Consider the following 6,376-nt stretch of genomic DNA (forward strand, 5'->3'; position numbering starts at 1 on the left):
AAGGTTTTCATGTTGTCTGTGTTCATGATGGCGAAAATGCCATAAAAAAGCACTGAACCAGGTATTTGATGCAATCATTTTAGATGTCATGCTTCCTAAATTAAACGGTTTTGAGGTTTTAAAAGCGATACGCGAGCATTTGCAAACGCCGGTTTTGATGTTAACTGCGCGTGGCGATGATATTGATCGTATTGTGGGACTTGAAATTGGCGCTGATGATTATTTACCCAAGCCCTGTAACCCTCGTGAACTGGTTGCAAGATTACGAGCTATTCTAAGACGAACGCAAAAAATCCCTACTCAAAGACCAATTATTGAACACCAGGGAATTCTTGTTGATTGCTCCAAACGATTAGCTACTCACAATGGCAATCCTATGGACTTAACTAACGCCGAATTTAATATTTTGGAAATGTTAATTAAATCACCTGGCCAAGCTTTCTCAAAAGAAGAACTAACAGAATACGCCTTAGGTAGAAAATATACTGCCTATGATCGCAGTATTGATGTCCACATCAGTAATTTACGTAATAAGCTAGGCGATAATCAGGCTGGCGAGCCGTTGGTTAAAACCGTTCGTGGTTTTGGATACATGTTTAATGCTTAAGCTGTATTGGAAAATCTTTCTTTCATTTTGGTTAGCCACCATTTTAATCATTATTACCACCGCCTGGGTAACGAGTGAAATTGCTCAAAAATCATCAGTGCCAGCCCGCGAACGAGTCTTTATGGATAGTTACGCTAATGCCGCAGTAGCTACCTTTGAATCAGGCCAACAGGTAGCTTTAAAAAAGTGGCTAAATCGAACTGGTATATCAAGGCATATGACCTTGTACTTACTTACTAGTACAGGTGAAATCATTGGTAGTGAAACTCCACCGCAAATAGTTAAAAAATTTCTGCCAATTTGGTAGACGAAGAATTAGATGATGGACTACTTAAATTCGGTGATATCATAGTCAGTCATGAAATTCTTTCGACTTCAGGTAGAGCTTACCGGCTTGTAGCAGTCAGTACCAAGCCACTGGCTCATTTTGTGGAAATTCCTTGGGCTGGCCTGACGATACGCTTAACTATCGCAATTTTTATTAGTGGCCTTATTTGCTACCTTTTATCCATTTACCTAACTCAACCTTTGCAGTCATTAAGAATGGCAGCACAATCAATAGCTACAGGAAAGTTAAGTACGCGCGTTGGCCGTTTTAAAGGCCATTATCGTGACGAAATTGCTGAATTAAGTGGTGAATTTGATAGTATGGCTGAACAATTGGAAACCATTGTGAATTCCAAAGAGCGTTTGTTACAAGATATTTCTCATGAGTTACGCTCACCATTAGCCCGTTTACAAATTGCCATTGAATTGGGCAGAAAGAAAGCGTCTCACTTGGCTGAAGTTGAATTCAGCCGCATGGAAATTGAATGTTTGCGGTTAAATACGCTCATAGGAGAAATTCTTGAATTTGCAAGACTGGATAAATCCTCAAGCCAATTAAATAGAACCATTGTCAATCTATCTAATTTGCTCAACCAGATTATCGAAGATGCTAATTTTGAGTTTAGAAATACCAAACCAGGTGTGATACTACGTAAATCACAAGAATATAAGCTCTTTCTAGACGAGCGATTAATTCATCGTGCCATTGAAAATATTATACGAAATGCACTTCGCTATGCAGCACCTGATCCGCAGGTCATTGTTTCATTACAACGCGACGAAAGCAACTCAGAAGTACATATTAACATCGAAGATAATGGCCCCGGTGTTCCGGAAGAACAATTAGAGCGTATTTTCAATCCTTTCTATCGAGTTGATACTTCAAGAGAAAAGAAAACAGGCGGCTATGGCCTTGGCTTGGCCATAGCTCAACAGGCCATTAAATTGCATCATGGCAATATTCAAGCGATGAATCGTAAAGAAGGTGGGTTGTTAGTAAGAATTAGCTTGCCAATACTAGAAAACCAATTACTTGCTTAGATTTTTTGCTAATAACAATCAATTATAACCAATTGGCTCTATCCGGTATGGTTTTAAATAACGTACAGGAATCAATTGGTTAATCCCCTTCACTGGCGTTATGTGATTGGGTATAATCCGCGGCATGTGTAGGAATTAGTTTTTCTGCTCAAAGTAGCCACTTAATAACTAATGCTGAAATAAACAGCTTAAAAAGAATTCTTACCAAATATCAGATTCTCAAAAGATAGATAGAAGGACCCTAGCAGTGAGTCACGCCGAAAGACTTGATAAAGCCAGTACTGCCTTTTCTTTGCAGGGTTTGTAGTATCAAAACTACACCATACTCCTTTTGTTGTGCTAGCCACCCTTTCGAATCTCGGTTCACTGTTTTTATATACTATCGCTTATTGCCTTTGGTTTTTTGCTAGCCGGATGTATCCTGACTATCCTCGCAAAGCCCAATCTTGGTACGGGTTTACTGAATTTAAAAACCAACACATTATTGCTGTCGTCTTGGGGGTCACAGCAATAATAAGTTGCTTGGCAGCGCTCAGTATGCCCTTAGCTATTATCCCTGCCACCTGGCTTTTTGCTTCCAGTAATGGCGTATGGTGCACCAGTGAATATCATAAAAACAGAATCCACCTCTTTCTGACAAAGATTATTCAGACAGTTTACAAACAAGTTATTGCCGCTATGCCTTCACTACGACAATCATGTCTTTTCTTACTGCAGTAGGTTCTACTATTGTTATTATGTCCCCAGCAACCGCAGTCTTGGTTTTAACGTTTTCTTCCATTGCAGGCATTGGTTTAGGGGCGTTAGCAGCTTATTATCTGATTGATTACGTCTATCATAAACACACACCCACCGGCGTCAGTGCGAGTTATGTTCAGATGATAGCTCCGTTAAGCGGCATACCAAGAACAGAATTACAACCACTGTCCCCTATAGTAACTCACCACCCACCTGTTTTACTACCAGTACAAGCAATACCTATAGGAAATTTGACTTCTACAACGCCTAGCTATTCTGAAGATCAGAGAAATGATTCAAAAACAAATGCCCTTGTTTGAGTAGTACTTGTCAGGCCAAAAGATAATGAGTATAGTTTGCAGGCTGTTTCAGGAGTAATTAAACTACATGAGCAAGCTAACAAAATTGATGATTGAGCACGCAAAACAAGTCTTGGTTCGGGCTTATGCACCCTACTCCAATTTTAAAGTGGCTTCTTGTTTATGCAGCGAAGACGATCAGTTTTTCTCTGGTGTTAATGTTGAAAATGCCTCTTATGGTTTATCCATTTGTGCTGAATCATCAGCCATTTGCCAGATGGTGACTGCCGGTAAGCAAAAAATCAAATCAATTGTTGTGCTAAATAGTAAAAATACCCTTTGTCCACCATGCGGAGCATGCCGCCAACGAATAGCAGAGTTTTCAACTTCCGATGCCTTGGTTCATCTTTGCAATAATGAAACAGTAATAAAATCAATGTCCATCGGAGAATTACTGCCCGAAGTCTTCAAATTTAAGCCTTAATCTGGAATAAAAATGACTAAATCAAATATTACTTCAGCCCATTTAGCGGCAGAAAAAATCAAGCAACAAGTCCCTAGCTTTAAACCAACAATAGGAATCGTGCTGGGTTCAGGTTTAGGCAGTTTTGCCGACCAGTTAGATGATGCTGTAACAATTAGTTACGATGAATTACCTGGATTTCCCAAACTAACTGTGCATGGGCATGGGGGCAATTTAGTACTGGGTTACTTATCAGGTGTTGGTGTAGTTTGTTTGCAGGGACGTGCTCATAGCTATGAAGGTGATCATCACGATACCGTTAAGACTTATGTACGAACCTTACGCTTACTTGGTTGCAGTCACTTTATGGCAACCAATGCATCAGGCTCTCTGCGCGAAGACGTAGGGCCTGGTGAATTGATGCTAATTACTGATCATATCAATATGCAACCTGGAAATCCTATGGTTGGGCCTAATGATGATGAATTCGGCCCCCGTTTCTTTCCTCTCGACAATGCCTATGACCTAGGTATGCGTGAAAAATTATTGCAAATCGCGCATAAAGAAAACATCGCTCTAAATCAAGGTGTTTATCTTTCCGTATTAGGTCCAAATTATGAAACCGCTGCTGAAATTAGAGCGTTTCGTATTATGGGGGCTGATGCAGTAGGCATGTCGACTGTGCCAGAAGTATTGGTTGCCAATCATTGCGGCATGAAAGTAGCCGTCATTGCTACTATCACCAACTATGCAACAGGCCTTTCCCGTACCAGCCATAGCCACGAAGCCGTTGTATTAATGGCCTCTAAAGCAGCAGAAAAATTAAATAGACTCGTAAAACAATTTATCGTGGAGTTAGCGTGAGTCTTGAAGCAGAATTTTTATTGACGCTAGGTGAATTAAATGAAACCTTGCGTCATCAACCTATTTCCAATTCAGAGGTGATTCCTCTCATCGATTTAACCCTACTGGATGATACGGCGGGGTATGAACAACTTTACTCTCTCGGTAAAAAAGCGAATCTACACCAAGTAGCTGCAGTTTGTGTCTTACCGGAACATTTGGAAATAATCCGCCATATAACCACAGTTAAATTAGCCACTGTAGCCAACTTTCCCTCAGGAAATCAGCCCCACAAAGAAGTTTTAGCTGCAATTGAGAAAACGATCATTAATACAAAAGTCGATGAAATTGATTACGTATTTCCATACCAGGATTATTTGGCAAAAAACAATCTTCCGCCTTAAGCCAGTGCCAGCAAGTTTATCAATTATGTCAACAGGAAAATATTCGTTTTAAAGTCATTCTGGAAACAGGCGCTTTGCCTTCACTAGAGTTTATCTATGATCTCAGTACTGAAATCATTAATAAGGGTTGTGACTTCCTGAAAACATCCACCGGTAAAATTGCTCAAGGGGCAACTCCTTCTGCTGCCTTTGCCATGTTAAAAGCAATTAAAGAGAGTAAAACATCCTGCGGTTTAAAAGTCTCGGGAGGGATAAAGCAGCCTGAACAAGCTTTCATTTATATGGCGCTGGCTAGTCATTTACTTGACCGTGATTTAGACAAATCCTGGTTTCGTATCGGTGCTAGCAGCCTCTTGGATGTATTGGAAGAGCGAAATTCAAGACCGCATAACCGGCACGAGTAGCATTGATTTTTTTGGGACTTTGTTTTACAAGAGATAATTCAAAATAATAGCTAACCACATCAGAACGCCATACCAATTATTGGAAGTAAAGGCTTGTAAACACTGAGCAGGTTGGCGTTTAGCAATTAATTTTTGCTGGTAACCCAACAAAGAGGCGGCAACTAACCAACAACAAAAAAAGGCCAGAAATGATTTAAACTGATAGCCAAAAATAGCCATAAACCATGAAACAAGATCTGTAAAATGCCAATGATTACGCGATCATAATCAGCAAACAAAATAGCGGTTGATTTTACCCCTATACGCAAATCATCTTCACGATCCGCCATCGCATACTGACTGTCATAAGCAACAATCCACATAAAATTAATTATTAATAAATAAAACATCATACCATCAGGCACTTTTCCAGATGCAGTATAAGCCATTGGGATTCCCATAGAAAAAGCGACTCCCAAAACCAATTGCGGCCCTTGAGTAAAACGTTTACAAAATGGATATAAAAAACTAATAAAAACAGCGAATAAGGCATAATAAAAACACTGCTTTGGCAGTTGTAACAATAGTATTAATGCAGCAAACAATAGAATAAACAGCAGTACGAAAGCCCCTATCAAACTGACTTCGCCAGATGTTAAAGGCCTCGTTTGCGTACGTTTAACATGCAAATCGATGTGGCGATCAGCAATATCATTAATAACACAACCAGCTGCACGCATTAAAACAGTACCCAATAAAACAAAAGGAAAGCGTTAATGGAGGATTGCCTTCATTAGCTATCCATAAAGCCCAGGCCGTAGGTAGCCACAGTAACAAAATGCCTACTGGCTTATGGAAACGCATTAATTTGAGATAAGCCATCCATTTCAATTGGTAACCCTCAGTAGATCAGGTAATAAAACCTCTAGGAGATAAAAAGGTGCTTTTTCAGCAAGCGTAAACACAGATAACCGCGCCCACAGTTCTGCGCGCTGCCTATCAAGATAAGGTAACAACCAATAATATTCTAGTGATTGTTGAGTAACTGCATAGTGAATCATTTGTTTTCGACTTACGGCAGACTCGCTAAAAACAATCTCTCCCAGGGATTCGTTTTTTAAACGAGCAAAAAAGAGGGAGCTGCCTGATAGGATAGCTCCGGTACAATCGTGCGTGCAAACCAGCAAAGACGCTGTTGCGCAGACATGAGTATATCTCTGTGCATAACCAGGCGGGTCTGCAGGCCTAAAGTAAACTTATCCCACCAGTTA

7 protein-coding genes and 3 pseudogenes are annotated in these 6,376 nt (G+C 40.2%); 8 read left to right on the forward strand and 2 right to left on the reverse strand.

The genetic code is table 11. The features are described 5' to 3' along the window. From cpxR to BN58_RS34195, 8 genes and pseudogenes are all read left to right on the forward strand, one after another. Window positions 1-607 (forward strand): annotated as a pseudogene (cpxR, locus tag BN58_RS24870) (two-component system response regulator CpxR); the annotation flags it as partial. Next, window positions 600-1,975: pseudogene (cpxA, locus tag BN58_RS24875) on the forward strand (two-component system sensor histidine kinase CpxA). The pseudogenes cpxR and cpxA, both read left to right, overlap by 8 nt. A 336-nt stretch (window positions 1,976-2,311) precedes the next feature. Further along, window positions 2,312-2,695, forward strand: a complete 384-nt coding sequence (locus BN58_RS12210) for a hypothetical protein (protein WP_156812509.1) — start codon at window positions 2,312-2,314, stop codon at window positions 2,693-2,695. 17 nt (window positions 2,696-2,712) lie between these two features. Continuing rightward, window positions 2,713-3,033, forward strand: coding sequence for a hypothetical protein (locus tag BN58_RS12215; RefSeq protein ID WP_232220577.1), 321 nt, complete (start codon window positions 2,713-2,715; stop codon window positions 3,031-3,033). 67 nt (window positions 3,034-3,100) lie between these two features. Next, window positions 3,101-3,496: a cytidine deaminase gene (gene cdd, locus BN58_RS12220; RefSeq protein WP_019217085.1), complete on the forward strand. Its 396-nt coding sequence runs from the start codon at window positions 3,101-3,103 to the stop codon at window positions 3,494-3,496. Between the two features lie 12 nt (window positions 3,497-3,508). After that, window positions 3,509-4,339 carry a purine-nucleoside phosphorylase gene (locus tag BN58_RS12225; RefSeq protein ID WP_019217086.1) on the forward strand — a complete coding sequence of 277 codons (831 nt, stop codon included), beginning with the start codon at window positions 3,509-3,511 and terminating at the stop codon, window positions 4,337-4,339. Further along, window positions 4,336-4,722, forward strand: a complete 387-nt coding sequence (locus BN58_RS34190) for a hypothetical protein (protein ID WP_051131903.1) — start codon at window positions 4,336-4,338, stop codon at window positions 4,720-4,722. Before BN58_RS12225 ends, BN58_RS34190 begins: the two co-directional genes overlap by 4 nt. Before the next feature lie 56 nt (window positions 4,723-4,778). Next, a complete protein-coding gene (locus BN58_RS34195; RefSeq protein ID WP_232220579.1) occupies window positions 4,779-5,126 on the forward strand; it encodes a hypothetical protein in 348 nt (115 codons plus the stop codon). A gap of 24 nt (window positions 5,127-5,150) precedes the next feature. On the opposite strand, the pseudogene ubiA reads toward BN58_RS34195, so the two are convergent. Together ubiA and BN58_RS34200 are read right to left on the reverse strand one after the other, a co-directional pair. Then, window positions 5,151-5,969: pseudogene (gene ubiA, locus BN58_RS24885) on the reverse strand (4-hydroxybenzoate octaprenyltransferase). Between the two features lie 23 nt (window positions 5,970-5,992). After that, window positions 5,993-6,166, reverse strand: a complete 174-nt coding sequence (locus tag BN58_RS34200; RefSeq protein ID WP_232220578.1) for a hypothetical protein — start codon at window positions 6,164-6,166, stop codon at window positions 5,993-5,995. Window positions 6,167-6,376 lie beyond the last annotated feature (210 nt).

Origin of the sequence: Legionella tunisiensis (assembly GCF_000308315.1) — a bacterium.
Classification (GTDB): domain Bacteria; phylum Pseudomonadota; class Gammaproteobacteria; order Legionellales; family Legionellaceae; genus Tatlockia; species Tatlockia tunisiensis.